Source organism: Cupriavidus sp. MEYA8, assembly GCF_059278825.1.
In genome coordinates this window covers 2220360-2247250 of sequence record NZ_CM181221.1, presented here as the reverse complement: position 1 = coordinate 2247250, position 26891 = coordinate 2220360, and the positions used below count along the sequence as shown (strand labels likewise).

The following is a 26891-nucleotide window of genomic DNA, read 5'->3' as shown; positions in this document are numbered from 1 at the left end:
GGCGGCAGGTGCCGGCCCCCGTTTCCGTTTATTGCATGAAACCAGTTATCGCACTTGTCGGCCGTCCCAATGTGGGGAAGTCGACGCTATTCAACCGCATGACCCGCTCGCGCGACGCCCTCGTCGCCGACCTGCCGGGCCTGACGCGCGACCGCCACTATGGCGAGGGCCGCGTCGGCGAGCGTCCGTTCATCGCCATCGACACCGGCGGCTTCGAGCCGGTGGTCAAGGAAGGCATCGTCGCCGAGATGGCCAAGCAGACCAAGCAGGCGGTGGTCGAGGCCGACGTGGTGATCTTTATCGTCGACGGCCGCCTCGGCCTGGCGCCGCAGGACCGCGCCATTGCCGACTACCTGCGCAAGACCGGCCGGCGCATCATGCTGGCGGTGAACAAGGCCGAGGGCATGAAGTACACCTCGGTTGCCGCGGATTTCTACGAGCTCGGCATGGGCGATCCGTACGCGATCTCCGCTGCCCACGGCGACGGCGTGCGCGAGCTGGTCGACGAAGCGATCGAGCTGGCGGTGCAGGAGCGCCCGGAACTGGCCGCCGAAGAGCCCGTGGACGGCAAGGGCGTCAAGATCGCCATCGTCGGGCGCCCCAATGTGGGGAAGTCCACGCTGGTCAATACGCTGATCGGCGAGGAGCGCGTGATCGCGTTCGACATGCCAGGCACGACCCGCGACGCCATCTACGTGGAGTTCGAACGCGGCGGCAAGCCTTATACGCTGATCGACACGGCGGGCCTGCGCCGGCGCGGCAAGGTGTTCGAGGCGATTGAAAAATTTTCAGTGGTCAAGACGCTGCAATCGATCGCCGATGCCAACGTCGTGATCCTGCTGCTGGATGCGCAACAGGACATCTCCGACCAGGACGCGCATATCGCGGGCTTTATCGTTGAATCCGGCCGCGCGCTGGTGGTCGGCGTCAATAAATGGGACGGGCTGGACGGCCATACCCGCGACCGCATCAAGCACGACCTCGAGCGCAAGCTGCAATTCCTGAATTTCGCGAATTTCCACTTTGTGTCGGCGCGCGAGCGCACCGGCATCGGCGCGCTGATGCGTTCCGTCGACGACGCCTATGCCGCGGCCATGGTCAAGCTGCCGACGCCGCAGCTGACGCGCGTGCTGCAGGAAGCGGTCGAATTCCAGCAGCCCAAGCGCGTCGGCGCATCGCGTCCCAAGCTGCGCTATGCGCACCAGGGGGGCTCGAATCCGCCGATCATCGTGATCCATGGCAACGCGCTGTCAGGGGTTGCGGAGACCTATCGGCGGTATCTGGAAAACCGTTTCCGTGCGGCCTTCAAGCTCAAGGGCACCCCCCTGCGCATCGAATTCCGTACGAACAAAAATCCGTACGCGGACTCGAAGGATTGAGTCCGGAATCGGATCCTTGGCGGGGCCAGTTTTCGTTTGCGTTCGTTTGGAACTGCGGCTAAATTCACGGTAGCAGGGGGTTCCCTGTGCATTGACGCCGACTTGGTACCGTTTTTGATCTTTTTTCTGGCGCGTTTTTGCGCCGCTTGACTTGAACCGGGGAGTTCCATCCCCATCATTCACCACTAAACCTATAAATTTGGAGTGTGCCATGAGCAACAAAGGGCAACTGCTACAAGACCCGTTCCTGAACGCGCTGCGCAAAGAGCACGTGCCGGTGTCCATCTACCTCGTCAATGGCATCAAGCTGCAAGGCAATATCGAATCGTTCGATCAGTACGTCGTGCTGCTGCGTAACACTGTGACGCAGATGGTTTACAAGCATGCGATTTCCACCGTCGTTCCGGCGCGCGCGGTCAATTTCCGCGTGGATGATTCCTCCGAGAACTGATCTGCCTCACGGCCGCGGCAACCCGCGGTCGCGGACCCAAGGCATCGGCCTGGCGCCCTTCAGGGTTGCACCGATGCCCGGTACCGGTGCGCCAGCGCGGCCGGTGCCTGCCGGACCGGCCGCGCATCTCGCCGCCGTGGCTTCCCGCCCGGTGCGGGCAGCCATCCCGGCCGGGGACAGGGCAGGGCGGGACTTCCGCCGGCCATCCCTGGAAACCATCGGAAAGCGTTCCGCTATTCCTTGCTATTCCTCTCGCTACCGCTAATTCCCAGCGCATTCGCGCCATCCCTTGGATCCCAGAGCTACTTCCAACACTGCCCCGTCGCGCGCCATCCTCGTCGGCGTCGATTTCGGCAAGCATGATTTCGAGGAAAGCCTCAGCGAGCTCGCCTTGCTGACCTCCACCGCCGGCTCGCTGCCGGTGCATACGCTGACGGGCCGCCGCTCGCGGCCGGATCCGGCGCTGTTTATCGGCTCGGGCAAGGCCGAGGAACTGAAGGAAGCCGCCGACGCGCTCGATGCCGACGTGGTCGTGTTCAACCACGCACTCAGCCCGGCGCAGCAGCGTAACCTCGAGCGCTTCCTGAACCGCCACGTGATCGACCGTACCGGCCTGATCCTGGACATCTTCGGGCAGCGCGCGCAGAGCCACGTCGGCAAGGTGCAGGTCGAGCTGGCGCAGGTGACGTACCGCGCCTCGCGGCTGGTGCGCGCGTGGAGCCACCTGGAGCGGCAGAAGGGCGGTATCGGCATGCGCGGCGGCCCCGGCGAGCGCCAGCTCGAGCTGGACCGGCGCATGCTGGACGACCGTGCCAAGCGGCTCAGGGCGGACCTTTCGCGGCTGCAGCGCCAGCACAGCACGCAGCGGCGCGCACGCGCGCGCAACGACACGCTCAGCATTTCGCTGGTGGGCTATACCAATGCCGGCAAGTCGACGCTGTTCAACGCGCTGACCAAGGCGCGCGCCTATGCCGCCGACCAGCTGTTCGCCACGCTCGATACCACCTCGCGGCGGCTGTTCCTGGACGGGCTGGGCAACGTGGTGCTGAGCGACACGGTCGGATTTATCCGCGACCTGCCCACGCAGCTGGTGGCGGCGTTCCGTGCCACGCTCGAGGAAACGGTCCATGCCGACCTGCTGCTCCATGTGGTCGATGCATCTAGTCCGGTGCGCCATGAGCAGATCGAACAGGTCAACCGCGTGCTGGCCGAGATCGACGCGTCCGACATCCCGCAGATCGTGGTGATGAACAAGATCGATGCGGCGCCCGAGTTGCTGGACCAGGGCCCGCGCACCGAGCGCGATGAAGACGGCATTCCCACCCGGGTGTTCCTGAGCGCGCGCGAAGGGATCGGCCTGGATGCGCTGCGCGAAGCGGTGGTCGAGGTGGCCCAGTGGCTGGCCAGCCGCCCGCCGGAGCCCGCGCCCTACGACCAGAGGCTGGGCGACGCCCATCTGTATGAGGGCAACGGCGACAGCGGCGATCTGGCAGGCGATGGCGCCGACGACGACCAGCTGGGGGCCAGGCCCTGAGCCGGGCCAGCGCGGAGTCTTGCGCGGCTCAGGTGCCGCAGTGGTGCCGCAGCGGCGCATCTGCGGCCCGATTCGGAGCGCCTTTCCACGGATTGGTCGCGATTTGGGTAAATGTGGCGCAGATGACTGCTAGAATCCCCCTGTTACAAACTTCCCCGGACCCGTGCACTTCATGCCCCAGTTTCCCCGGAATGCTGATTCGAGCCTGACACCAGGCAGCCGCTTCGCGCCACGCGCGGGCTGGCAGCGCCTGCGCGCCATCTTCTCGCTGAACGATCCGCGCTGGGGTCGCAATGGTGACGACGACGACAAGAAGGACGGCCGCGACGACAACCGCCAGCAGAACCAGCGCCCGCAGCAGGATGGCGGCCCGCCGGATCTGGACGAACTGTGGCGCGACTTCAACCGCCGCCTGAACGGCCTGCTCGGCCGCAAGGAAAACGGCGGTGGCGGCAACCAGGGATTCGGCGGCCCGCGCACCCCGGGCAAGGGCTCGGGCGTGGGCGTCGGCGTGATCGTGGCCGCGGTGGTCGGCATCTGGCTGGCCAGCGGCTTCTTCATGGTGCAGGAAGGCCAGACCGCCGTGATCCTGCAGTTCGGCAAGTTCAAGTATTCGGCCGGTCCCGGCATCAACTGGCGGCTGCCCTGGCCGATCCAGTCGGCCGAGGTTGTCAACCTGTCGGCGGTGCGCTCGGTCGAAGTGGGCCGTTCCACCTCGATCAAGGACAGCAACCTGAAAGACTCGTCGATGCTGACGCAGGACGAGAACATCATCGACGTGCGCTTCACCGTGCAGTACGTCATCCAGGACGCGACCGAGTTCCTGTTCTTCAACAAGACCGACCGCGGCGGCGACGAGGAGCTGGTGACCCAGGCCGCCGAGACCTCGGTGCGCGAGATCGTCGGCCGCAACAAGATGGATGCGGTGCTGTACGAGAACCGCGAGCAGATCGCGCAGGGGCTGGCCAAGTCGATCCAGGCCATCCTGTCGGCCTACAAGACTGGCATCCGCGTGCTGTCGGTCAACGTGCAGAGCGTGCAGCCGCCCGAGCAGGTGCAGGCCGCGTTCGATGACGTCAACAAGGCCAGCCAGGACCGCGAGCGCGCGATCAGCGAAGGCCAGGCCTATGCCAATGACATCATCCCCCGCGCCAAGGGTACCGCGGCGCGCCTGATGGAAGAGGCCGAAGCCTACCGCTCGCGCGTGGTGGCGCAGGCCGAGGGCGATGCCTCGCGCTTCCGCTCGGTGCAGGCCGAATACGCCAAGGCGCCGCAGGTGACGCGCGACCGGATCTATCTCGAAACCATGCAGCAGATCTACACCAATTCGACCAAGGTGCTGGTGGACGCGCGCCAGGGCAACAATCTTCTTTACCTGCCGCTGGACAAACTGATGGCGCAAGCTGGCGACGGCCGAGCGGCCACCCCTGGCCAGCCGGGAGCCGGCACGCCGGCGCCGGCTCCCGAGACTTCGCCGGATACCCGGTCGCGCGAATCGCTGCGCAACCGTGACCGCGACTCGCGCTGAGGAGACCCGTCATGAACCGACTGATTTCCTTCGCGATCGGCTTTTTCATCCTGCTGGCCGTGCTGTCGTCGATGCTGTTCGTGGTCGACCAGCGCCAGTACGCCGTGGTGTTCGCCTTCGGCGAGATCAAGCAGGTGGTGCGCGAGCCCGGCCTGCATTTCAAGCTGCCGCCGCCGTTCCAGAACGTGGTCTTCATGGACCGCCGCCTGCAGACCATCGACGTGGCCGCCAACGAGCGCTTCCTGACCGCCGAGAAGAAGAGCATGGTGGTGGACTGGTTCGTCAAGTGGCGCATCACCGATCCGCGCAAGTTCTTCGTCGCCTTCGGCGGCAACCTGCGCGGCGCCCAGGACCGCATGACCCAGCGTATCGATGCCGTGGCGCGCGAGGAGTTCGGCAGGCGCACCGTGGCCGACGTGGTCGCGGGCGAGCGCGAGCAGGTGATGCAGGCCATCCGCAGCGGCATGGTCGAATACGCCAAGTCGGTGGGTGTCGAGATTCTGGACGTGCGCCTGAAGCGCGTCGACCTGCTGCCGGCGATCAGCGAATCGGTGTACCGCCGCATGGAGGCCGAGCGCAAGCGCGTGGCCAACGAGCTGCGCTCCACCGGCGCCGCCGAGGGCGAAAAGATCCGCGCCGACGCCGACCGCCAGCGCGAAGTGGTGCTGGCCGAGGCCTATCGCGATGCCCAGGTGATCAAGGGCAACGGCGATGCCAAGGCGTCGCAGATCTACGGCGATGCCTTTGGCCGCGACCCGCAGTTCGCGCAGTTCTGGCGCAGCATGGAAGCGTATCGCAACACCTTCCGCGACAAGCGCGACGTGCTGGTGCTGGAGCCCAATTCCGAGTTCTTCCGCTATATGCGTTCCAGCGGCGGCGCCGCGGCGGCCGCGTCCGGCGGGTCCGGAGGCAAGCGCTAGAACGTCCGCTTGTCCGTGTGGCGAATTGACAAAACCCCGGCTTGCCGGGGTTTTGTCCGGCTGGAGCCATCATTGCCGAGTGATGGACCGGGCGCGCGGAGAGGCAGGGCTGCGGCAACAATGTGCCCGGGCGTGGCCCGGCACCGCGGGCGCGGAGCCCGCGGGGTAACCGAATGACCGAGAAGAGATTCACCATGTCCAACCATTGGCTGCTACCAGAAAACATTGCCGACGTGCTGCCGTCGGAAGCGCGCAAGATCGAAGAACTGCGTCGCCGCATGCTGGACCTGTTCCGCACCTACGGCTACGAGCTGGTCATGCCGCCGATGCTGGAATACCTGGAGTCGCTGCTGACCGGCACCGGGCATGACCTGGACCTGCGCACGCTCAAGCTGGTGGACCAGCTGTCGGGCCGCACCATGGGCCTGCGCGCCGATATCACGCCGCAGGTGGCGCGCATCGACGCCCACCTGCTGAACCGGCCAGGCGTGACGCGCCTGTGCTATGCCGGCAACGTGCTGCATGCGCGGCCGGCGGGCTTCCATGCCACGCGCGAGCCGATCCAGATCGGTGCCGAAATCTACGGCCACGCCGGCCTCGAAGCCGACGTCGAGATCCAGGAGCTGATGCTGGCTGCGCTGCAGGCTGCGGGCCTGTCGGAGATCCGCATCGACCTGTGCCACGCCGGCATCCTGGAAGCGCTGCTGGCCGGACTGCCGTCGATCCGCAAGATCGAGGACGCACTCTTTGCCGCGCTCGAGACCAAGGATGTGCCCGCGCTGCGCGAGCTGACCGTGGGCATGCCGCAGACCGAACGCGATGCGCTGCTGGCGCTGCCGACGCTGTACGGCGGGGTCGAAGTGCTGGACCGCGCCCGCGCCACGCTGCCGCCGAGCCCGGCGATCGGCCGCGCGCTGGACGAACTGGCCGCGCTGGCGGTGCAGGTGCGTGGCGCCAGCGTCAATATCGACCTGTCGGACCTGCGCGGTTACCACTATCACAGCGGTGTGATGTTCGCCGCCTATGTGGCGGGCCTGCCCAACTACGTGGCCCGCGGCGGGCGCTATGACAAGGTGGGCGAAGCCTTCGGCCGCGCCCGCCCGGCGACGGGCTTTTCGCTCGACCTGCGCGAAGTGGCGTCGCTGTCACCGGTGGAAGTGCGCGCCCAGGCGATTTTCGCGCCCTGGGATGCGGATCCGGCACTGCGTGCCGCGATTTCCGCGCTGCGTGCCGCTGGCGAGATCGTGATCCAGTCGTTGCCGGGCCATACTCACGAGCTCGACGAATTCAACTGTGATCGCCAGCTGGTGCGCCAGGATTCCGGCTGGGCCGTGGTGCCGCGCTGACGCCGGGCGAGCAATCCCGCCCAAAAATCGGGAATCGCCCTGCAACAAGAGTAGAATACGTTTTTAACCTATTGACCAAAGCAATATGTCCGCATCCGCAGTAGGCCAGGGACGCAATGTCGTCGTGATCGGCACCCAGTGGGGTGACGAAGGCAAAGGAAAAATCGTCGATTGGCTTACCGACCATGCAAAGGGCGTGGTGCGGTTCCAGGGAGGCCACAACGCTGGCCACACCCTGATCATCGGCGGCAAGAAGACCATTCTCCGCCTGATCCCGTCGGGCATCATGCGCGAAGGCACGATCTGCTACATCGGCAACGGTGTGGTGCTGTCGCCCGAGGCGCTGTTCCGTGAAATCGAAGAACTCGAAGCCGCCGGCCTGCAGGTGCAGAGCCGCCTGCGCATCTCCGAGGCGGCAACGCTGATCTTGCCGTACCACGTTGCCATCGACAAGGCGCGCGAAGCCCGTCGCGGCGCGGCCAAGATCGGCACCACCGGCCGCGGCATCGGCCCGGCATATGAGGACAAGGTTGCCCGCCGCGCGCTGCGTGTGCAGGACCTGTTCGATCCCGAGCAGTTTGCCGAGCGCCTGCGCGAGAACCTGGACTACCACAACTTCATGCTGACCCAGTACCTGGGCGCCGAAGCGGTGGACTTCCAGCAGACGCTGGACGATGCGCTGGCCTTCGCGCCGCGCCTGGCCCCGATGGTGGCCGACGTCTCGGCCGAGCTGTACGCGGTCAACGCCGCCGGTGGCAACCTGATGTTCGAAGGCGCGCAAGGCACGCTGCTCGACGTCGACCACGGCACCTATCCGTTCGTGACCTCGAGCAACTGCGTGGCCGGTGCGGCCGCCGCGGGTGCCGGCGTCGGTCCGGGCCGCCTGAACTACATCCTGGGCATCACCAAGGCCTATTGCACGCGCGTGGGCTCGGGCCCGTTCCCCAGCGAGCTGTACGACAACGACAACCCGCAGCGCCAGGACCAGGTCGGCGTGCGCCTGGCCAACGTCGGCAAGGAATTCGGTTCGGTCACCGGCCGTCCGCGCCGCACCGGCTGGCTCGATGCGGCCGCGCTCAAGCGCTCGGTGCAGATCAACGGCGTGTCGGGTCTGTGCCTGACCAAGCTGGACGTGCTCGATGGCCTGGACAGCATCAAGCTGTGCGTCGGCTACAAGCTCGACGGCACGACTGTCGACATCCTGCCGCGCGGCTCCGACGCCGTGGCGCGCTGCGAGCCGGTCTATGAAGAGTTCCCGGGCTGGAACGAATCGACCTTCGGCGTGAAGTCGTGGGACGCGCTGCCGGAGGCGGCCCGCGTCTACCTGAAGCGCGTGGAAGAAGTGGTGGGCATCCCGATCGACATGATCTCGACCGGCCCGGACCGCGACGAGACCATCCTGCTGCGTCACCCGTACAAGGCCTGACCCGGCAACCAGAAGCATGACGTAGTGCCGCGGCGTCACGAACGCCGCGGCCTGCAACAGACCATCGGCCCGCGCAAGCGGGCCGAGCCTTATTTGCCATCCGGGCCATCCGGGCCAACGGGCCACGAAGATATCTAGAGCAAAACGATGAACCTGCCAACCAACGATGAAGAGAACCTGTGGGTCTCGTGGGACGAATACCACCGCCTGATCGCACGCCTGTCGCTGAACGTGCATGAGTCTGGCTGGAAGTTCGACAAGATCCTGTGCCTGGCGCGCGGCGGCCTGCGCGTGGGCGACCAGATGTCGCGCATCTTCGACGTGCCGCTGGCGATCCTGGCTACCAGCAGCTATCGCGAGGCGGCTGGCACGCAGCAGGGCGACCTGGATATCGCGCAATACATCACAATGACGCGCGGCGAGCTGTCGGGCAAGATCCTGCTGGTCGACGACCTGGTCGATTCGGGCATCACGCTGGAACGCGTGGGCCGCCACCTGAAGGAGCGCTATCCGGCGGTGACCGAGGTGCGCTCGGCGGTGCTGTGGTACAAGGCCTGCTCGAAGATCGAGCCGGACTATCACGTGACCTTCCTGCCGTCGAACCCCTGGATCCACCAGCCGTTCGAAGAGTACGACACGCTGCGTCCCCACAACCTGGGCGCCTGGCTCAAGCGCGGCAAGCGCGCCAGCCTGCTCGACGACGACGCGAGCGCCTGAGCGTCGTCCCGCTTCATCTGTGCCCGCGGCGCCCGCCGCGCGGCACGGGAACCGGTGGCGTCGGTAGCCGGCCGTGCCCGCGGAATGCCGGAATCGCCACTGAAGCTGTTACACTCCTCGGCATTGCCGGACCGATGTGGTTCGGTTGCCGCGCAAGGCAATTGTGCGCGGTTCCAAGGGCGGGAGAAAACCCGTACGCTGATGTATGACACCGCGGCAAGTTGCCGCCAAGCAAGGAGTGGAAGTTGCCGGATCTGGTACGCCAACAAAGCGCCGAAAACAAAAAACCCGCAGGGCTCGAAAGCGCTGCGGGTTTCCCGGTGATCTGGTGCCCAGGAGAGGACTCGAACCTCCACAGTGTTGCCACCGCTAGGACCTGAACCTAGTGCGTCTACCAATTCCGCCACCTGGGCAGGTGTCGAAACAACCGAAGCGCTCATTATAGAGAGCGCGAGAATTTTGTCAAATAGTTTCCAGAAAAAATTGAATCAGAACAACTATCCGATCCCCAGCCGGGAAGAAATCCTGGGCGTGCTGAGAACGTCGGGATCTCCGCAGTCGGCAGGCGATATCGCCAAGGCCCTGTCGGTCACGCGCAAGGAGCATGACGGCTTCCAGAAGCGCCTGGCAGCGATGGAACGCGACGGCCAGATCGAACTGAACCGCAAGGGCCGCTATGAACTGGCCCACCAGCCCAACTTCGTCACCGGCCGCGTGCAGGGCCACCGCGACGGCTTCGGCTTCCTGATCCGCGACGATGGCGAGGACGATATCTTCCTGCCCGAGCGCGAACTGCAGAAGGCCATGCACAACGACCGCGCGCAAGTGCGCGTGGTGGGCTACGACCGCCGCGGCCGGCCCGAGGGCCAGATCGTCGAGATCATCGAGCGCGCCAACCGCTACGTGATCGGGCGGCTACTCAGCGAGGGCGGCGTGCTGGTGGTCGCACCGGAAGACAAGCGCATCAGCCAGGACATCCTGATTCCGCCCAAGGCGCAGGGTAAGGCCCGCGTGGGGCAGGTGGTCAGCGTCGAGCTGATCGAATATCCCGACCGCTATGTGCAGCCGGTGGGCCGCGTGGTGGAGATCCTCGGCGAGATCGACGATCCCGGCATGGAGATCGAGATCGCGGTGCGCAAGTATGGCGTGCCGCATGCCTTCTCGCCGACCGCGGCCAAGGAAGCCGCCGCGTTGCCGGACGAAGTACGCCAGGCCGACCTGGACCACCGCATCGACCTGCGTGACATTCCGCTGGTGACCATCGACGGCGAAGACGCGCGCGACTTCGACGACGCGGTCTACTGCGAGCCGGTCAAGATCGGCCGTGCCAAGGGCTGGCGCCTGATCGTGGCGATCGCCGATGTGTCGCACTACGTGCGCCCCGGCACGCCGCTGGATGCCGATGCGCTGGACCGCGCCACCTCGGTCTACTTCCCCCGCCGCGTGATTCCGATGCTGCCGGAGAAGCTGTCCAACGGGCTGTGCTCGCTCAATCCCAACGTCGACCGGCTGTGCATGGTCTGCGATGCGGTGCTCACGGCCAAGGGCGAACTCAAGGGCTACCAGTTCTATCCCGCGGTGATGCACTCGACCGCGCGCCTGACCTACAACGAGGTCTGGTCGGTCCTGTCCAACACCAAGGGTCCCGAGGCGCACAAGCGCGCCGAACTGGTGCCGCACCTGCAGAACCTGTACGAGCTGTTCCAGGTCCTGCTGAAGGCGCGGCGCGAGCGCGGCGCGATCGACTTCGACACCACCGAGACCTATATCGTCTGCAATGCGCAGGGCAAGATCGAACAGATCCTGCCGCGCACCCGCAACGATGCGCACCGGCTGATCGAGGAATGCATGCTGACCGCCAACGTGTGCGCGGCGGATTTCCTCGAGCGCTTCAAGCACCCGGCGCTGTACCGCATCCACGCCGGCCCCAGCGAAGAGAAGCTGAAGAACCTGCGCGAGTTCCTGAAGACCGCCGGCCTGTCGCTGGGCGGCGGCGACAAGCCGCAGGCGTCCGACTATGCCGAGGTGATGGACAAGATCAAGTCCCGCCCCGATGCGCCGATGCTGCAGACCATGCTGCTGCGCTCGATGCAGCAGGCGGTGTACAGCCCAGACAATATCGGCCACTTCGGCCTGGCGTACGGGGCCTACGCGCACTTCACCAGCCCGATCCGCCGCTATCCCGACCTGCTGGTGCACCGCGCGATCAAGGCGGTGCTGGCGCATACCAAGTACCAGCCGGCGTTTGCCCACGGCACCGAGCTGAATACCGCGATCTCGCCTAAGGCGCGCCGCCTGCAGGCCAAGGACGCCGAGCAGAAGGCGGAGCTCGCCGCGGCGCGCGCCAAGCGCAACGAGGCGATCTGGGACGAGCTCGGCCTGCATTGCTCGGCCAACGAGCGCCGTGCCGACGAGGCTTCGCGCGATGTCGAGGCCTGGCTCAAGTGCTACTTCATGCGCGACAAGCTGGGCAGCGATTTTGCCGGCACCGTCAGCGCCGTGACGTCGTTCGGCATCTTCGTGCAGCTCGACGAGCTGTATGTCGAAGGGCTGGTGCACGTGACCGAACTGGGCAGCGATTACTTCCAGTACGACGAGGCGCGCAACGAACTGCGCGGCGAGCGCACCGGCATCCGCTATCGCCTGACCGACCGCGTGCGCGTGCAGGTCTCTCGTGTGGACCTCGATGCTCGCAAGATCGACTTCCGCCTGGTGCAGGAACCGTCGGCCAAGACCTTGCGTGCGCGCGCAACCGGTGCCGACACCCAGCCGCGCGTCCCGGCCGCCCATGCGGTGCCGGCGCGCAAGAAGGGGCGCCAGCTGGCGGCGCTGCTGGGCGGTTCGTCCAAGCCGGAAGAGTCGTTCGACGAGACGCTCGACCGCGTGATCGAGGAGCAGCCGGTGTTCGAAGCGGTGATCACTCCGCTCAAGCCGCACGTCAGGACCGGCGGCAAGCCGGCCAAGCGCGCGGCCAAGCCCAAGCCCGCGCACCTGGAGAAGCCGCGCAAGCCGGCGTCGAAGTCGCGTCCCGCCAAGACGGCCGGCAAGTCTGCCGCCAAGCGCACCCCGCGCAAGCGTTAAGGCGAGCCAGGACGATTAAAGGCGCAAGTCAGGGCCAACCGCCGTCCCCGCCCGCGCGGGGACGGCGCACGGGCGAGTACAATCGCGCCCATGGCTAAACAAAAACTCCTGATCGGCTTCCACGCCGTGACCGCGCGCCTGCGGCAAGATCCCAAGGGCGTGTCGGATATCTACATCGAATCCGCCCGCCGCGACCGGCGCATGCAAGACTTCGTCCGCCTGGCCGAAAGCCTGGGCGTGCGCTTGCACCCCGTCGATGCCGAGCGCCTGCGCGGCATGGCCGGCACCGACCGGCACCAGGGCGTGGTGGCGCGCGCCGAGGACGTCGCGCTGGCACTGAACCTGGACGAACTGCTGGATGGCATCGAAGGCACGCCTCTGCTGCTGGTGCTCGACGGCGTCACCGACCCGCACAACCTTGGCGCCTGCCTGCGCGTGGCCGACGGCGCCGGCGCGCACGCGGTGATCGCGCCCAAGGACCGCAGCGTCGGACTCAATGCAACCGTGGCCAAGGTGGCCAGCGGCGCGGCCGAGACCGTGCCGTATATCACCGTGACCAACCTCGCGCGCACGCTGCGCGAGCTGCAGGAGCGCGGCATCTGGGTGATCGGCACCGCCGACGGTACCGAGAAATCCCTCTACGACATCGACTTCAAGGGCCCGACCGCGATCGTGATGGGCGCCGAAGGCGAGGGCATGCGCCGGCTGACGCGCGAGACCTGCGATGAACTGGTCGGCATCCCGATGGCCGGCGGCGTCGAGAGCCTCAACGTCTCGGTGGCCAGCGGCGTCTGCCTGTACGAAGCGGTGCGCCAGCGGCGCCTGCCGCGCTGAAGCCATGGTGGCCGATCCGCTACGTTCCACCTCTGAGCCCTGGCCGGGGATGGAAGAGGCGCGTCGGCTGATCGCGCAGGCGCGCCGCATCTTCGTGCTGACCGGTGCCGGCATTTCGGCCGAGTCGGGCGTGCCGACCTTCCGCGAAGCGATGACTGGCCTGTGGGAACGGTTCAATCCGGAGGAGCTCGCCAGCGAAGAGGCTTACCGGCGCCAGCCCGAACTGGTGTGGGAGTGGTATCTGCACCGGCGCGCGCTCGTGGCGGCCGCGCATCCCAATCCGGCGCACCACGCGCTGGTGGCGCTGGCCGCGCAGAAGACCGTCACGCTGGTGACGCAGAACGTCGACGGCCTGCACCAGCGTGCCGGCAGCCAGCATGTGATCGAACTGCATGGCAACCTGTTTGCCAACAAATGGCTGGACGGGTGCGGGCGCTGCGAGGAAGCCAGCGCGGTGCCCGGCATGCCGCCGCGCTGCCATTTGTGCGGGGCACTGATGCGCCCGGGCGTGGTGTGGTTCGGCGAAGACCTGCCGCGCGTGGCGCGCTTTCGCGCCGAGCATGCGGCGGAGACTTCGGACCTGTGCCTGGTGGTGGGGACGTCGGGACTGGTTTATCCGGCTGCCGCGCTGCCGGGGCTGGCGAAGGAGCACGGCGCGCCCGTCATCGTGATCAACCCGCTGCCGTCCGCGCTGGACCAGACCGCGGACCTGGTGGTGCCGGCAGCGGCAGGCGCCTTGCTGCCGCTGCTGTGGCCGCAACCGGGGGTGGAGCCGGACTGAGCCGGCCCCGCCGGCTTCTTATTTGGCAATCTCGCCGATCAGCTTTTCCAGCTTGACTGCATCCGCCGCGAACAGGCGGATGCCTTCGGCCAGCTTCTCGGTGGCCATTGCGTCTTCATTCAGCTGCCAGCGGAACGACGGCTCGTCCGCCGTGATGCGGGCGATATTGGCGGCCTGGGCCTGGTCGACCGACAGCTTGCGCTCTGGCGCACCCTGGCCGGCGGCCAGCTGCTCCAGCAGTTCCGGGCTGATGGTCAGCAGGTCGCAGCCGGCCAGCGACAGGATCTGCGCGGTGCTGCGGAAGCTCGCGCCCATCACCTCGGTCGGGTAGCCGAACTTCTTGTAGTAGTCATAGATCTGGCGCACCGAGCGCACGCCGGGATCGTTGTCGCCGCCGTTGGCGACCGGGTCCCACTGCTCGCCGGCCTGCTTCTTGTACCAGTCGAAGATGCGGCCGACGAAGGGCGAGATCAGCTGTGCGCCGGCCTCGGCGCAGGCCACCGCCTGCACCAGCGAGAACAGCAGCGTCATGTTGCAGCGGATGCCGTCGCGCTGCAGGATCTCGGCCGCGCGGATGCCTTCCCAGGTCGAGGCGATCTTGATCAGCACGCGCTCGCGCGCGATGCCGCGCTGCTCGTACAGCTGGATCAGGTGGCGGGCCTTGTTGACGGTGGCGGTGGTGTCAAAGGACAGGCGCGCGTCGACTTCGGTCGAGACGCGGCCCGGCACGATCGCCAGGATCTCGCAGCCGAAGGCGATCAGCACTTCGTCCATCACCGCATCGACGCCGCCGTTGCCATGGTGATCCTGCACCGCCTTTTCCAGCAAGTGCCGGTATTCGGGCTTCTGCACGGCCTTCAGGATCAGCGAGGGGTTCGTGGTCGCGTCCTGCGGGGTGTATTGCTTCATCAGCTGGAAGTCGCCGGTGTCGGCCACTACCGTGGTGAACTGCCTGAGTTGTTCGAGCTGGTTCATGTCGCTTAGTCGTTGGCGCTGAATTGGCGCTGAATTGGCGCTGAATCGTTGGCGATTCGGTTTGCGGTGGCAGGGCGGCAAGCACCGGCCCCGGCCAATCCATTGTACCGCCGGTGACGGGGGATGCCGCTCAATCCGCTACACTATGCGTTTCCTCCACCGCAATCTGGCTGTTGTCATGACTCAGGATGAACTCAAGGCGTTGGTGGCGCAGGCCGCCGCCGACTATGTGAAGCAGGAAGTTCCCGAAGGTGCCGTGCTGGGCGTGGGCACCGGCTCCACCGCGAACCTCTTCATTGATGCCGTGGCGGCGTTCAAGGAGCGCTTCGCGGGTGCCGTGTCGAGCTCCGAGGCTTCCACGCGCCGCCTGCAGCAGCACGGGTTCAAGGTGCTCGACCTGAACGAGGTCGACGAGATCCCCGTGTACGTCGACGGCGCCGACGAGATCGATGCCAGCGGCGCCATGATCAAGGGCGGGGGCGGCGCGCTGACGCGCGAGAAGATCGTTGCCTCGGTGGCGAAGCGCTTTGTCTGCATCGCCGACGGCAGCAAGCTGGTCGGCACCATGGGAGCCTTCCCGCTGCCGGTCGAGGTGATTCCGATGGCACGTGCGGCAGTCGCGCGCAAGCTGCAGGCGCTGGGCGGCCAGCCGAAGCTGCGCATGACCAAGGAAGGCGGCATCTACAAGACCGACAACGGCAATGTGATTCTGGACGTCGCCGGCCTGAAGATCGACGATCCGCGCGGGCTGGAGCAGACCGTCAACCAGGTGCCGGGCGTGGTCACCGTGGGCCTGTTCGCGCTGCGTGGCGCGGACGTGCTGCTGCTTGGCACCGGCGACGGTGTGCAGCGCACGGACTACTGATCCGGCTGGCCGGCCCGTCAGCGGCCAGACGACAAAGGGGCGCCTCGGGCACCCCTTTGTCGTCTGATGCGGTCCGGAATCAGGACTGCGGCGGCACGTAGCCCTGGGCCTGATCGGCGCCTTCGCCGAAGAAGTATTTTTCGGTCTGCTTGATCAGGTACTGGCGCGCACGCGTGTCGGCCATATTCAGGCGGTTCTCGTTGATCAGCATGGTCTGGTGCTTGAGCCAGCCGGCCCACGCTTCCTTCGACACGCTCTGCCAGATCTTCTTGCCCAGCTCGCCGGGCAGCGGCGGGAAGTCGAGGCCTTCGGCTTCCTTGTTCAGCTTGATGCAATGGACCATGCGGGCCATGGGGGACTCCTTGTACGTTCGTTAGACTGGGCTCAGGGCGCTGGCGCTATTGTAGCCAAGCAGGGCGGCTGGCCGCGGCGCGGCGGCCATTGACCCTACGCCGTCACAGTTTTTTCATCAGCACCATCGACTTGCGCTGCCAGTTATAGAGCTTGCGCTTGTCTTCTGGCAGGTCGTCCACATTGGCGTGGACGAAGCCGCGCTTGAGGAACCAGTGCTCGGTGCGCGTGGTGAGCACGAACAGGCGCTCCAGGCCGAGCGCGCGGGCGCGGCGCTCGATGCGCTTGAGCAGGCGCTCGCCGTCGCCTGTGCCCTGGGCTTCAGCGGAGACCGTCAGGCAAGCCATCTCGCCCATGTTCTCGCGCGGGTAGTCATAGAGCGCGGCGCAGCCGAACAGCACGCCATCGTGCTCGATCACCGAGAAATTGGCGATATCGCGCTCGATCAGGTGGCGTCCGCGCGGCACCAGGGTGCCGTCCGCTTCCAGCGGCGCGATCAGCTGCAGGATGCCGCCGACGTCGTCCAGCGTGGCTTCGCGCAGGCTTTCGAGGTCGGTATCGGACAGCATGGTGCCGACGCCATCGTGCAGGAACAGTTCCAGCAGTACCGACCCGTCCAGCGCGTAGGGGATCAGGTGCGCGCGCGGCACGCCGCCCTTGAGCGCCTTGACCAGGTGGCGCAGGTAGTCGGCCACGTCGTGCGGCAGGTGGTTGTTCTGCAGGCGCTCCACGGCCGTGCGCAGCGACATTTCCGGCATCAGCTTGCCGACCGGGTCGGGCACGCCCGGCACCTCGGTGATAAAGATCAGCTTGTCGGCCTTGAGCGCGGTGGCGGTGGCGCTGGCCACGTCCTCCATCGACAGGTTGAAGGCCTGGCCGGTCGGCGAGAAGCCCAGCGGCGACAGCAGCACCACCTTGCCGTGCGACAGCGACATGCGCACCGACTCGGCGTCGATCTTGCGCACCAGCCCGGTGTGCTGGTAGTCGGTGCCGTTGACGATGCCGACCGGGCGCGCGGTGACGAAGTTGCCGGAAATCACCGACAGCTGCGCACCGGCCATCGGCGTATTGGGCAGGCCCTGGCTGAAGGCGGCCTCGATGTCAAGGCGCAGTTCGCCGGCGGCTTCCTTGGCGCATTCGAGCGCGGCGTTGTCGGTGATGCGCACGCCGTCGACGAATTGAGACTCGACATGGCGCAGTGCCAGTTGCTCTTCCACTTGCGGGCGCGAGCCGTGCACCAGCACGATCTGCATGCCCATCGCGTGCAGCAGCGCGACGTCGTTGACCAGCGCGTTGAGCACGCCCGACTTGACCAGTTCGCCCGCGAATGCGATCACGAAGGTCTTGCCGCGGAAGGCATGGATATACGGCGCCACCATGCGCAGCCAGTCGACGAACTGCTGGTGATCGGGGCCGCCGCGTTCGATGGCGTCCGCCGGCGCCGGTGCGGTGGCGGGCGTGGTGGAAGTCGGGGCGGGCGGGGGGAGTTCGGCCGTGGCGGGCGGCTCCGCCGCCATAGCGGCTGCCGTGTCGGAAGGGGTCGCCGGCTGCGGCGTATCGGTTCTGGCGTTCATCCCGCGGATTATAATCCCGGCCAATGTCAGAACAACGCCCCTTCAAGGCTGTAAAGCCCGCCAGGCCAGGTCAACCCGCCGCCCCGCAGACGCCGGCCGGTGCCGGCCAGTCCACGCCATCCAATCCGTCCCGGCCGCCTAAAGGGCAGACCGCGGGCCAGACCGCGGGCCAGACCGCGGGGCAGACCCGAGGGCAGGCCCAGCGCCCGGTCCGGCCGCCGGCCGGACGCCCGGACCCCGCTGCCGCCCGTCCGGCCGACGCATCCGGCCAGCGCCAGCCGCGAGGCTTGCGCCAGGAGCGCGCGCCGCGTGCGCCACAGCCACCGCGCGCGGTCAACCCGCTGCCGCCGATCACGTTCCCCGAGGCCCTGCCGGTCTCAGCCCGCCGCGACGAGATCGCCGCGGCGCTGCTGGCCAACCAGGTCGTGATCGTGTCGGGCGAGACCGGCTCGGGCAAGACCACGCAGCTGCCCAAGATCTGCCTGTCTATCGGGCGCGGGCCGGGGCGCGAGGGCGGGGGGCTGATCGGCCACACCCAGCCGCGCCGCATCGCCGCCACCTCCACCGCCAAGCGCATCGCGCAGGAGCTGGGGTCGCCGGTGGGCGAGCATGTCGGCTACCAGGTGCGCTTCAACGACACCATGTCGGCGGGCGCGTCGGTCAAGCTGATGACCGACGGCATCCTGCTGGCCGAGACGCAGAACGACCCGCTGCTGCGCGCCTACGACACCCTCATCATCGACGAGGCGCACGAGCGCAGCCTGAACATCGACTTCCTGATCGGCTACCTGCGCCAGATCTTGCCGAAGCGGCCTGACCTGAAGGTGATCATCACCTCGGCCACCATCGATGCGCAGCGCTTTGCCGAGCATTTCACGCTCAACGGCAAGCCCGCGCCGGTGATCGAGGTCAGCGGCCGGCTGTACCCCGTGGAAGTGCGCTACCGCCCGGTTACCGACGACGCGCCGCCGGGCGCCGCGCCGCGCAGCGCGCAGGCGCGCGAGCGCGACCTGTACGACGGCATCGTCGATGCCGTCGATGAGCTGTGCCGCGTCGGCCCGGGCGACGTGCTGGTGTTCCTGCCGGGCGAGCGCGAGATCCGCGAGGCCGCCGAGGCGCTGCGCAAGCACCATCCGCCGCATACCGAGATCCTGCCGCTGTTCGCGCGGCTGTCGGTGCAGGAGCAGGAGCGGGTGTTCAAGCCGTCCAACACGCGCCGCATCGTGCTGGCGACCAACGTCGCCGAAACTTCGCTGACGGTGCCGGGCATCCGCTACGTGGTCGATACCGGGATGGCGCGCGTCAAGCGCTATTCGTACCGCAACAAGGTCGAACAGCTGCAGGTCGAGTCGATCTCGCAGGCCGCCGCCAACCAGCGCGCCGGCCGTTGCGGCCGCGTGGCCAACGGCGTGTGCATCCGGCTGTACGAAGAGTCGGATTTCACCGGTCGCCCGCGCTTTACCGATCCGGAAATCCTGCGCTCGTCGCTGGCGGCGGTGATCCTGCGCATGAAGGCGCTGCGGCTGACCGATATCGAGTCGTTCCCGTTTATCGAACCGCCGCTGGGCCGCGCGGTCGCCGACGGCTACCAGCTGCTGCAGGAGCTGGGCGCGGTCGACGACGGCAACCAGCTCACGCCGACGGGGCGGCAGCTGGCCAAGCTGCCGCTGGACCCGCGCGTGGGCCGCATGATCCTGGCCGCGCGCGAGCACCAGTGCCTGCGCGAGGTGCTGATCATCGCCAGCGCGCTGTCGGTGCAGGACCCGCGCGACCGCCCGCAGGAGGCGCAGGAAGCCGCCGACCAGGCGCACCGCAAGTTCATGGACGAGAGGTCCGAGTTCCTGGGCTGGGTCAAGCTGTGGAAGTGGTTCGAGGAGGCGGTCACGCACAAGAAGTCGAACCGCCAGCTGCAGGACCAGTGCCGCGCCAGCTTCCTGTCGCACCTGCGCCTGCGCGAATGGCGCGACGTGCATTCGCAGCTGCTGACCACGGTGACCGAGCAGGGCTGGCGCCTGAACGAAAGCGAGCCGACCTACGAGCAGGTGCACAAGGCGCTGCTGACTGGCCTGCTCGGCAACGTCGGCGTGCGTATCGAGGACGGCGACGGCAAGGGCCGCGAGTACCTGGGCGCGCGTGGCATCAAGTTCCACCTGTGGCCGGGCTCGCTGATCGCGCGCAAGGTCGGCCGCTGGATCGTGGCGGCCGAGCTGGTCGAGACCAGCCGCCTGTTCGCGCGCACGCTGGCGCGGATCGAGCCGGAATGGCTGGAGCAGATCGGCGGCCACCTGCTCAAGGTGAGCTGGAGCGATCCGCACTGGGAAAAGAAGGCCGGCCAGGTGTTGGCGCTGGAACGGGCCACGCTGTACGGCCTGGTGGTCTACCAGCACCGCCGCGTCCACTACGGGCCGATGAACCCGCAGGAAGCGCGCGAGCTCTTTATCCGCCGCGCGCTGGTCGAGGGCGAATTCGATACGCGCCTGCCGTTCTTCGCGCACAACCAGCGCCTGGTGCGGGAGATCGAAAACCTGGAGCACAAGTCGCGCCGGCAGGACGTGCTGGTCGACGACGAGCTGATCTACGCCTTCTACGATCGCGCCATCCCGGCGGAGATCAACCAGCAGACCACCTTCGAACAGTGGTACCAGGCCGAAAGCGCCAAGGACCGCAAGCTGCTCTACCTCAACCGCGACGAGCTGATGCGGCACGAGGCGGCCGGCATCACCACCGACCTGTTTCCCAAGACCATGAACGTGGCTGGGGTGGACATGGGGCTGACGTACCACTTCGAGCCCGGCAGCCACCGCGACGGCGTGACGCTGACCGTGCCGTTGTACGCGCTCAACCAGGTGCGGCAGGAGCGTGCCGACTGGCTGGTCCCCGGCATGATCAAGGAAAAGGTCCACCTGCTGCTGAAGTCGCTGCCGCAGAAGCTGCGCCGCCATTGCGTTCCATTGCCGGACTTTGCCGCCGGCTTTGTCTCGCGCCAGCGGTTCGGCGAGGGCGAGCTGCTGGACGTGCTGATCGCCGATATCCGCGGCGAGACCGGCACCATGGTCAAGCGCGCCGACTTCAAGCTGGAAACGCTGCCGGCACACCATGCGATGAACTTCAAGGTCATCGACGAGCACGGCCGCCAGCTCGACATGGGCCGCAACCTGGCGCAACTGCGCGCCGAGCTGGGCGGCCAGGCGCAGCAGTCGTTCCAGCGCGTTGCAGCGCAGGCGGCCGCGCAAGCCGGCTCGCCCGACCAGGCCGCGCAGCTGCCGGCGGCCGAGCCCGGCCAGTACGAGAACCTGACCGGCTGGACCTTCGGCGAGCTGCCCGAGCTGCTGGAGATCCGCAAGGGCAGCCAGACGCTGTTCGGCTACCCGGCGCTGGTCGACCGCGGCACGCACTGCGACGTCGAGGTCTTCGACGATCCGCAGGAAGCCGCGCGCATCCACCACCTGGGGCTGCGCCGGCTGTTCGCGCTGCAACTGCGCGAGCAGGTCAAGTTCATCGAGAAGAACATCCCCGGGCTGCAGCAGATGGCGATGCAGTACATGACGCTGGGTACGCAGGAAATGCTGCGCGACCAGATCGTGATGCTGGCGCTGGAACGCGCCTGCATGCAGTCGCCGCTGCCGCGCAACGAGGCAGAGTTCAACGCCCGCAAGGACGAGGGCCGCACGCGGCTGTCGCTGCTGGCGCAGGAGATCGCACGGCTTGCCGGCGCGATCCTTGCCGAATACGCCGGGCTGCCGCGCAAGCTGCTGCAGGCCAAGCCGTTCGCCGCCGCCTACGCCGACATGGAAGCGCAGCTCGGCCGGCTGGTGGGCAAGCGCTTTATCGATGAGACGCCGTACACGCAACTGGTCCACTTCCCGCGCTACCTGAAGGGCATCGCCATGCGCATCGACAAGCTCAAGGGCGATCCGGCGCGCGATACCCAGCGCATTCAGGAGATGGCGCCGCTGCTGCAGCAATGGCAGCGCGCCGAAAAGCAACTGCGCACGCAAGGCCGTGGCGGCGAGGACGCGCGGCTGGAAGAGTTCCGCTGGATGCTGGAGGAGCTGCGCATCGCGCTGTTCGCGCAGGAGCTGCGCACGCCGGTGCCAATGTCGGTGAAGCGGCTGCAGAAGGTTTGGGAATCGATGCAGCGCTGAGGCTCGGGCGCCGGTACGGCCGCAAATGGTCGTGCCGGCGCAACAATCTGCCAAATTCTTGTTCGCCGTCAGCCGCGACGTCAGCGGAATTAGCCGCCCAAACGTTAGAATCGCCGATTCAGTTCTTCTTGTAGCGGGTCTTATGTTTGCATTGCGTCGGTTGGTGGCTGGTAGGATCACGGTGGGCGCGCTCGCGCTGGGCCTGATGGCCGCGCCGGCATCGGCGGAAGTGGTGGTGATCCTCAATTCGGGTGATGCAACCGTCACGCTGATCGACAAGGATACGCAGAAGGTGCTGGAGACCTTTCCGATCGGCAAGGAGCCGCACCACCTGATCGCGACGCCCGATGAAAAGTCGCTGATCGTCGCCAACGCGGTCGGCAATGACCTGGTGTTCCTGGACCCGGCGACCGGCAAGGTGCAGCAGCGTGTTCCCAATATCGACGACCCCTACCAGATCGGCTTTTCGCCCGACCAGAAGTGGTTTGTCGCCACCGGCAACCGGCTCGACCGGGTCGATGTCTACCGCTGGGACGGCAAGGCGCTGAAGCTGGCCAAGCAATACCCGCTGGCCAAGACGCCAAGCCATATCGCCTTTACCGCCGACAGCCGCATCGCCTTTATCACGCTGCAGGACTCGAATGAGGTCGTGGCGATCGACCTGATCACGCAGAACGTGTTGTGGCGCATGGAGGCCGGCTCCGCGCCGGCCGGCATCTGGCTGACGCCGGACCAGAAATACCTGCTGGTCGGCATGACCGGTGCGGACTATATTGCCGTGATCGACTGGCGCACCCGCACCGTGGTCAAGCAGATCCAGACCGGCAAGGGCGCGCATAACTTCCGCGCGGTGGGCGACAAGCGCCACCTGTTCCTGAGCAATCGCGTGACCGGAAGCATCAGCATCATCGACCAGCAGACGCTGGCCAAGATCGGCGACATCACGGGTCTGCCACCCGGGCCGGACGACATGGAGCTGACCGCCGACGGCAAGACCTTGTGGGTGACGTTCCGCTGGGCGCGCTCGGTCGGGCTGATCGACGTGCCGAGCCGCAAGCTGGTCAAGACCGTGCGCGTCGGCCGCTCGCCGCACGGCATCTACTTCCGCACGCGCGCGCCGCTGTACTAGACGGGGCGGGGCAGGATCATGCGCGATACCAGGGCTTCGCGTTTCGGACGGTTCGGACGCCTGGGACGATTCAGACGATTCGGCAGGATGCTGGCCGGGCTCGCGCTTGCCTGCGCCTTGCCCTCTGCGCTGCATGCGGCGGATGCAACCGGGGCCGCGGCAAAAGCCTGCCCGGCCGGCACGCTCTACCTGACCTTCGATACCGGCAGCATGAGCCAGGCCCAGCTGATCGCCGACGCGCTGCGCCGCCACAGGATCCGCGCGACCTTCTTCCTGGCCAATGAACCCACGGTGCGGCAGGACAGCTCGCTCGACCCGTCATGGGCGCCGTACTGGAAGGCGTTGGCCGCTGATGGCCATGCCTTCGGCACGCATACCTTCGACCATGTTTACCTGCGCGGCGTGCGTGCGGGCCAGGTGACCATGCGGCCGCAGTTCGGCGCGCAGGCCGGCAAGGACACGGTGATGGATGCTGCCGGCTTCTGCCGCGAACTGCGCCGCAGCGCCGACGCCTTCCGTGACATGACCGGTGCCGAGATGATGCCGATCTGGCGCGCCCCGGGCGGCCGCACCGCGCCGCAGACGCTGCAATGGGCCGAGCAGTGCGGCTTCCGCCATGTCGGCTGGGCGCCGGCCGGCTTCCTGGGCGATGAGCTGGCGTCGGATCGCTACCCGAATGCCATGCTGCTCGAGCGCGCGCTCGACAGGCTGCGCGATGGCGACATCACCATGGCGCACCTGGGCATCTGGTCGCGCAAGGACCCGTGGGCGCCGGGCGTGCTGGAGCCGCTGCTGTCCGGGCTGGAGCGCAAGGGCTTCTGCTTCGCGACGCTGCGCGAGCACCCGGCCTACCGCGACTGGATCGCCCGGCATGCCATCGGTCAACAGGAGGGCAGGCGGTAATGTGGGAGTCGCTCAACGGCTGGATCGGACAGGTCGAAGGCACGCTGTTCCAGGACGTGGTGCTGCCGGTGGTCTATGACCTCGGGTTTGGCCGCTATGCCGAAGAGGCCTTCACCGGCACCGAGTGGCTGCTGGTGGGGCTGGTGCAAATCGCGGCGATGTTCCTGATCCTGGGCCCGCTGGAAAAATGGCGTCCGGTCGAGCCGGTGGCCGACCGCGCGGCGATCCGCACCGACATGCTGTACACGGCGATCCACCGCCTCGGGCTGTTCCGCCTCGCCATGTTCTTCCTGCTGGCGCCGCTGACGGATTCGCTCGAAGGGCATCTGCGCCTGATGGGCTGGCACCGGGTCAATGTCGAGGACTGGTGGCCGGGCGTGACCTCGGTGCCGCTGGTCAGCTTCTTCGTCTACCTGCTGCTGTTCGACCTGCTCGACTACTGGTACCACCGCCTGTCGCATACGTTCCGCTGGTGGTGGCATTTGCATGCGGTGCACCACAGCCAGCGCCAGATGACGCTGTGGAGCGACAACCGCAACCACCTGCTGGACGACATGCTGCGCGACCTGGTGTTTGCGCTGGTGGCACTGGGCGTGGGTGTCGAGCCGTCGCAGTATGTGCTGCTGGTGGCGCTGTCGCAGCTGCTGCAGAGCCTGCAGCATGCCAATGTGCGGCTGCATTTCGGCGCCATCGGCGAACGCCTGCTGATCTCGCCGCGCTTCCACCGCACCCACCATGCCGTGGGCATCGGCCATGAAGCCGACGGCGCCCCGGCACGGCTGGGCGGCTGCAACTACGGCGTGATCTTTCCCTGGTGGGACATGCTGTTCGGCACCGCGGTCTTCACCGAGACCTATCACCCCACCGGTATCCGCGACCAGCTGCCGCCGCCGCTGGGCAAGGGCCACGACTACGGGGCTGGCTTCCTCGCCCACCAGTGGTACGGCATCAAGCGCCTGCTGCGGCTGCGCTGAAGCGATCCTCTACTGCCGGCGCGGCAGTCCGCGTGGCCGCGGCAAGTGGCGTATGCTAGTGTTCCGGTTTGCCGCCGGCCCCGGCGCCGGCTCGAATGCCGGCTCGAATGTCGGCTGTTTCCGCCTTCCACTGCATAATCGCCGAATTCACGCTCGGCCCCACGCTGCATGAACGATATCTTCCGCTCGTTTGGCCGCGCGCTCGTCAGCCAGCTGCATCCCCGCATGCTGCTGCTGACCGTGCTGCCTTTCGTCCTGGCCACGCTCTTCTGGGGCGGGCTGCTCTGGTGGGGCTGGGATCCCATCATGACCGCCACGCGCGGTTTTCTCGAAACCTCGGTGCTGACCAGCTGGATCTACAGCGCACTGGACTGGCTCAGCCTGCAATCGATGCGGGCCGTGGTGGCGCCGCTGTTCGTCGCCGCGCTGGTGGTGCCGCTGGTGATCGCATCGATGCTGATGTTTATCGGCGTGTTCTCGGTGCCAGCCGTGGTGCGCCACCTCGAGCGCAGCTACCCGGACTTGTCCAAGGCCCACGGCGGCAGCGTGCTCGGCAGCGTGTTCCAGTCCCTGGGCAGCACCGTCGTGTTCCTGTTGCTGGTGCTGGTGACGCTGCCGCTATGGCTGGTGCCGCCGTTCTTCGCGCTGATCCCGCCGGTGCTGTGGGGCTGGCTGACCTACCGGGTGATGACCTATGACGCGCTGTCCGACCACGCCAGCGCGGAAGAGCGCAAGACGCTGATGCGGCGCCATCGCACGCCGCTGCTGGTGATCGGCGTGGCGGTGGGTCTGCTGGGCTCGGCGCCGACACTGCTGTGGGTGTCGTCCGCGGCGGTGATCTTCCTGTTCCCGTTCGTGCTGGCGGGCACGCTGTGGCTGTACGTGCTGATCTTTATCTTTTCGGCGCTGTGGTTCGGCCACTTCTGCCTGCGCGCGCTGGCGCAGCTGCGCGCCGAACGTGCTGCAGATCGCGCACCGCCGCCGGCACAGCAGCCGACCGGTCCGTCCGCGGGCGGCGACATCATCGACCTGGCGCCCTCCGACGTGCGGCGCATCGAACATTCCTGAAGCGAGGGCAACATGGGTTTCGGCCTGATCATCATCGGCGACGAGATTCTGTCGGGGCGGCGCGAAGACAAGCATCTGCGCCGCACCATCGAACTGCTGGGCGCGCGCGGCCTGGCGCTGGACTGGGCGCAGTATGTCGGCGACGACCGCGGCCGCATCACCGCCACGCTCAAGCGCACCTTCGCCGGCACTGACGTGGTGTTCTGCACCGGCGGCATCGGCGCAACGCCTGACGACCATACGCGCCAGTGCGCTGCCGCGGCGCTGGGCGTGCCGCTGCAGCTGCATCCCGAGGCGCGCGAGCAGATCGCGCTGCGCATTGCGGAGACCGCAGGCGGCGATCCCGTCAAGGCCGACCTGAGCCAGCCGGAAAACCAGCACCGGTTCAAGATGGGCGAGTTTCCCGAAGGCGCGCGCATCATCCCCAACAGCTACAACCGCATCCCGGGCTTCTCCGTGGGACATCACCACTTCATGCCCGGCTTCCCGGTGATGGCATGGCCGATGATGGAGTGGGTGCTCGACCATGAGTACGCGCACCTGTTCCACCAGGTGCAGCACCAGGAACGCGCCTTCTATGTGTTCGAGGCGCCCGAGTCCACGCTGACCCCGCTGATGGAGACAGTAGAAGCCGCCTTTGCCGGCATCCGCGTGTTCAGCCTGCCTTCGGTCGGCGACGTGCAGCGCGGCGACCGCTTCGCACGCCGGCACATCGACCTGGGCGTCAAGGGGCCGGCCGACCTGGTGCCGCCCGCCTATGCCATGCTGCTGGACGGGGTGCGCGCGATGGGGTTTGAAGTCGTCGAGCAGCCGGCGCGGGAATCGGCGCAGGCCTGAGCGTTCGCAATAGCGGACCAACAAAAAGGGGGGGCAGCCTACGCTGCCCCTTTCGTCATTCCGGCGCGGCGGC

The 26891-nt window shown here is 67.0% G+C and carries 21 protein-coding genes and 1 tRNA gene; 18 read left to right on the top strand and 4 right to left on the bottom strand.

Annotation, left to right across the window (positions count from 1 at the left end):
* Window positions 1–35: 35 nt before the first annotated feature.
* The 8 genes from der (at window position 36) to AC5WJ1_RS10330 (ending at window position 9301) form a co-directional block, all read left to right on the top strand.
* Window positions 36–1379, top strand: coding sequence for a ribosome biogenesis GTPase Der (gene der, locus AC5WJ1_RS10365; protein WP_133096527.1), 1344 nt, complete (start codon window positions 36–38; stop codon window positions 1377–1379).
* Between the two features lie 211 nt (window positions 1380–1590).
* On the top strand, window positions 1591–1830 hold the full coding sequence (gene hfq / locus AC5WJ1_RS10360; protein WP_029046151.1) for an RNA chaperone Hfq: 240 nt from the start codon (window positions 1591–1593) through the stop codon (window positions 1828–1830).
* 289 nt (window positions 1831–2119) lie between these two features.
* Window positions 2120–3364 carry a GTPase HflX gene (gene hflX, locus AC5WJ1_RS10355; protein ID WP_135705506.1) on the top strand — a complete coding sequence of 415 codons (1245 nt, stop codon included), beginning with the start codon at window positions 2120–2122 and terminating at the stop codon, window positions 3362–3364.
* 172 nt (window positions 3365–3536) lie between these two features.
* Entirely contained in the window at window positions 3537–4892 is a 1356-nt protein-coding gene (gene hflK / locus AC5WJ1_RS10350) for an FtsH protease activity modulator HflK (protein ID WP_135705505.1), read from the top strand.
* Between the two features lie 11 nt (window positions 4893–4903).
* Window positions 4904–5812, top strand: coding sequence for a protease modulator HflC (gene hflC, locus AC5WJ1_RS10345; protein WP_133096524.1), 909 nt, complete (start codon window positions 4904–4906; stop codon window positions 5810–5812).
* Between the two features lie 194 nt (window positions 5813–6006).
* Window positions 6007–7158 (top strand): ATP phosphoribosyltransferase regulatory subunit, encoded by a 1152-nt coding sequence (locus AC5WJ1_RS10340; protein WP_135705504.1) that lies wholly within the window; start codon window positions 6007–6009, stop codon window positions 7156–7158.
* An 85-nt stretch (window positions 7159–7243) separates the two neighbouring features.
* Window positions 7244–8584, top strand: coding sequence for an adenylosuccinate synthase (locus tag AC5WJ1_RS10335; RefSeq protein ID WP_135705503.1), 1341 nt, complete (start codon window positions 7244–7246; stop codon window positions 8582–8584).
* Window positions 8585–8731: 147 nt separating this feature from the next.
* On the top strand, window positions 8732–9301 hold the full coding sequence (locus AC5WJ1_RS10330; protein ID WP_029046156.1) for a phosphoribosyltransferase: 570 nt from the start codon (window positions 8732–8734) through the stop codon (window positions 9299–9301).
* 326 nt (window positions 9302–9627) lie between these two features.
* Here AC5WJ1_RS10330 and AC5WJ1_RS10325 read toward each other — a convergent pair.
* A tRNA-Leu gene (locus tag AC5WJ1_RS10325) sits at window positions 9628–9714 on the bottom strand.
* A gap of 70 nt (window positions 9715–9784) precedes the next feature.
* On the opposite strand from AC5WJ1_RS10325, the gene rnr reads away from it, so the two are divergent.
* The 3 genes from rnr to AC5WJ1_RS10310 all read left to right on the top strand — a co-directional run bounded on the left by rnr (window position 9785) and on the right by AC5WJ1_RS10310 (window position 13997).
* A complete protein-coding gene (gene rnr / locus AC5WJ1_RS10320) occupies window positions 9785–12382 on the top strand; it encodes a ribonuclease R (RefSeq protein WP_135705502.1) in 2598 nt (865 codons plus the stop codon).
* Window positions 12383–12472: 90 nt separating this feature from the next.
* On the top strand, window positions 12473–13216 hold the full coding sequence (gene rlmB, locus AC5WJ1_RS10315; protein WP_012353149.1) for a 23S rRNA (guanosine(2251)-2'-O)-methyltransferase RlmB: 744 nt from the start codon (window positions 12473–12475) through the stop codon (window positions 13214–13216).
* A gap of 49 nt (window positions 13217–13265) precedes the next feature.
* Window positions 13266–13997: an SIR2 family NAD-dependent protein deacylase gene (locus tag AC5WJ1_RS10310; RefSeq protein ID WP_240745883.1), complete on the top strand. Its 732-nt coding sequence runs from the start codon at window positions 13266–13268 to the stop codon at window positions 13995–13997.
* 18 nt (window positions 13998–14015) lie between these two features.
* Here the strand turns inward: AC5WJ1_RS10310 and tal are convergent, their stop codons facing one another.
* Window positions 14016–14972 (bottom strand): transaldolase, encoded by a 957-nt coding sequence (gene tal, locus AC5WJ1_RS10305; RefSeq protein WP_133096519.1) that lies wholly within the window; start codon window positions 14970–14972, stop codon window positions 14016–14018.
* 178 nt (window positions 14973–15150) lie between these two features.
* Between tal and rpiA the strand changes: the two genes are divergently transcribed.
* Window positions 15151–15837, top strand: coding sequence for a ribose-5-phosphate isomerase RpiA (gene rpiA / locus AC5WJ1_RS10300; RefSeq protein WP_029046162.1), 687 nt, complete (start codon window positions 15151–15153; stop codon window positions 15835–15837).
* Window positions 15838–15916: 79 nt separating this feature from the next.
* On the opposite strand, the gene AC5WJ1_RS10295 is transcribed toward rpiA, so the two are convergent.
* Window positions 15917–16189 (bottom strand): oxidative damage protection protein, encoded by a 273-nt coding sequence (locus tag AC5WJ1_RS10295; RefSeq protein WP_029046163.1) that lies wholly within the window; start codon window positions 16187–16189, stop codon window positions 15917–15919.
* 103 nt (window positions 16190–16292) lie between these two features.
* Window positions 16293–17705: an amino-acid N-acetyltransferase gene (gene argA / locus AC5WJ1_RS10290; protein ID WP_135706289.1), complete on the bottom strand. Its 1413-nt coding sequence runs from the start codon at window positions 17703–17705 to the stop codon at window positions 16293–16295.
* Window positions 17706–17785: 80 nt separating this feature from the next.
* Here argA and hrpA point away from each other — a divergent pair, with 80 nt between their 5' ends.
* From hrpA to AC5WJ1_RS10260, 6 genes are all read left to right on the top strand, one after another.
* Window positions 17786–21907 (top strand): ATP-dependent RNA helicase HrpA, encoded by a 4122-nt coding sequence (hrpA, locus tag AC5WJ1_RS10285; protein WP_135705500.1) that lies wholly within the window; start codon window positions 17786–17788, stop codon window positions 21905–21907.
* Window positions 21908–22049: 142 nt separating this feature from the next.
* Entirely contained in the window at window positions 22050–23036 is a 987-nt protein-coding gene (locus AC5WJ1_RS10280) for a YVTN family beta-propeller repeat protein (protein ID WP_434033638.1), read from the top strand.
* An 18-nt stretch (window positions 23037–23054) separates the two neighbouring features.
* The gene (locus AC5WJ1_RS10275; RefSeq protein ID WP_494476066.1) at window positions 23055–23939 is read left to right on the top strand and encodes a polysaccharide deacetylase family protein; all 885 of its coding nucleotides are present in this window, start codon (window positions 23055–23057) and stop codon (window positions 23937–23939) included.
* The gene (locus AC5WJ1_RS10270; protein WP_133096514.1) at window positions 23939–24913 is read left to right on the top strand and encodes a sterol desaturase family protein; all 975 of its coding nucleotides are present in this window, start codon (window positions 23939–23941) and stop codon (window positions 24911–24913) included. Before AC5WJ1_RS10275 ends, AC5WJ1_RS10270 begins: the two co-directional genes overlap by 1 nt.
* A gap of 168 nt (window positions 24914–25081) precedes the next feature.
* Complete coding sequence (locus AC5WJ1_RS10265) at window positions 25082–25981, top strand: EI24 domain-containing protein (RefSeq protein ID WP_135705496.1); 900 nt, start codon at window positions 25082–25084, stop codon at window positions 25979–25981.
* 12 nt (window positions 25982–25993) lie between these two features.
* Window positions 25994–26818, top strand: a complete 825-nt coding sequence (locus tag AC5WJ1_RS10260) for a competence/damage-inducible protein A (protein ID WP_135705495.1) — start codon at window positions 25994–25996, stop codon at window positions 26816–26818.
* Window positions 26819–26891 lie beyond the last annotated feature (73 nt).

Bases quoted from the DNA above. Each gene is read 5' to 3' on its own strand.
- der (WP_133096527.1), top strand. From the start codon at position 36: ATGAAACCAGTTATCGCACTTGTCGGCCGTCCCAATGTGGGGAAGTCG.
- hfq (WP_029046151.1), top strand. From the start codon at position 1,591: ATGAGCAACAAAGGGCAACTGCTACAAGACCCGTTCCTGAACGCGCTG.
- hflK (WP_135705505.1), top strand. From the start codon at position 3,537: ATGCCCCAGTTTCCCCGGAATGCTGATTCGAGCCTGACACCAGGCAGC.
- hflC (WP_133096524.1), top strand. From the start codon at position 4,904: ATGAACCGACTGATTTCCTTCGCGATCGGCTTTTTCATCCTGCTGGCC.
- AC5WJ1_RS10340 (WP_135705504.1), top strand. From the start codon at position 6,007: ATGTCCAACCATTGGCTGCTACCAGAAAACATTGCCGACGTGCTGCCG.
- AC5WJ1_RS10335 (WP_135705503.1), top strand. From the start codon at position 7,244: ATGTCCGCATCCGCAGTAGGCCAGGGACGCAATGTCGTCGTGATCGGC.
- AC5WJ1_RS10330 (WP_029046156.1), top strand. From the start codon at position 8,732: ATGAACCTGCCAACCAACGATGAAGAGAACCTGTGGGTCTCGTGGGAC.
- rlmB (WP_012353149.1), top strand. From the start codon at position 12,473: ATGGCTAAACAAAAACTCCTGATCGGCTTCCACGCCGTGACCGCGCGC.
- AC5WJ1_RS10310 (WP_240745883.1), top strand. From the start codon at position 13,266: ATGGAAGAGGCGCGTCGGCTGATCGCGCAGGCGCGCCGCATCTTCGTG.
- tal (WP_133096519.1), bottom strand. From the start codon at position 14,972: ATGAACCAGCTCGAACAACTCAGGCAGTTCACCACGGTAGTGGCCGAC.
- rpiA (WP_029046162.1), top strand. From the start codon at position 15,151: ATGACTCAGGATGAACTCAAGGCGTTGGTGGCGCAGGCCGCCGCCGAC.
- AC5WJ1_RS10295 (WP_029046163.1), bottom strand. From the start codon at position 16,189: ATGGCCCGCATGGTCCATTGCATCAAGCTGAACAAGGAAGCCGAAGGC.
- argA (WP_135706289.1), bottom strand. From the start codon at position 17,705: ATGGCGGCGGAGCCGCCCGCCACGGCCGAACTCCCCCCGCCCGCCCCG.
- hrpA (WP_135705500.1), top strand. From the start codon at position 17,786: ATGTCAGAACAACGCCCCTTCAAGGCTGTAAAGCCCGCCAGGCCAGGT.
- AC5WJ1_RS10280 (WP_434033638.1), top strand. From the start codon at position 22,050: ATGTTTGCATTGCGTCGGTTGGTGGCTGGTAGGATCACGGTGGGCGCG.
- AC5WJ1_RS10275 (WP_494476066.1), top strand. From the start codon at position 23,055: ATGCGCGATACCAGGGCTTCGCGTTTCGGACGGTTCGGACGCCTGGGA.
- AC5WJ1_RS10270 (WP_133096514.1), top strand. From the start codon at position 23,939: ATGTGGGAGTCGCTCAACGGCTGGATCGGACAGGTCGAAGGCACGCTG.
- AC5WJ1_RS10265 (WP_135705496.1), top strand. From the start codon at position 25,082: ATGAACGATATCTTCCGCTCGTTTGGCCGCGCGCTCGTCAGCCAGCTG.
- AC5WJ1_RS10260 (WP_135705495.1), top strand. From the start codon at position 25,994: ATGGGTTTCGGCCTGATCATCATCGGCGACGAGATTCTGTCGGGGCGG.